Raw genomic sequence first — 226 nt, forward strand, 5'->3', positions numbered from 1 at the left:
TTTCGCAGCGATTTTTGCAATTGGGAAACCAGTTGCTTTTGATGCAAGGGCAGATGAACGCGATACACGTGGGTTCATCTCGATGATCACCATACGGCCAGTATCTGGACAGATACCGAACTGAACGTTAGAACCACCTGTTTCCACACCAATTTCACGAAGAACTGCTAAAGATGCATTACGCATCAATTGATATTCTTTGTCTGTCAATGTTTGCGCAGGAGCA

1 protein-coding gene is annotated in these 226 nt (G+C 44.7%); it reads right to left on the reverse strand.

Annotated features, from left to right (window positions below):
* A partial coding sequence (locus RRF55_RS28465) for a hypothetical protein (protein WP_439419365.1) occupies positions 1-226 on the reverse strand: 226 nt, incomplete at both ends.

This window comes from Klebsiella sp. K47, assembly GCF_051858335.1.
In the GTDB taxonomy this organism is placed as follows: Bacteria; Pseudomonadota; Gammaproteobacteria; order Enterobacterales; family Enterobacteriaceae; genus Klebsiella; species Klebsiella pneumoniae.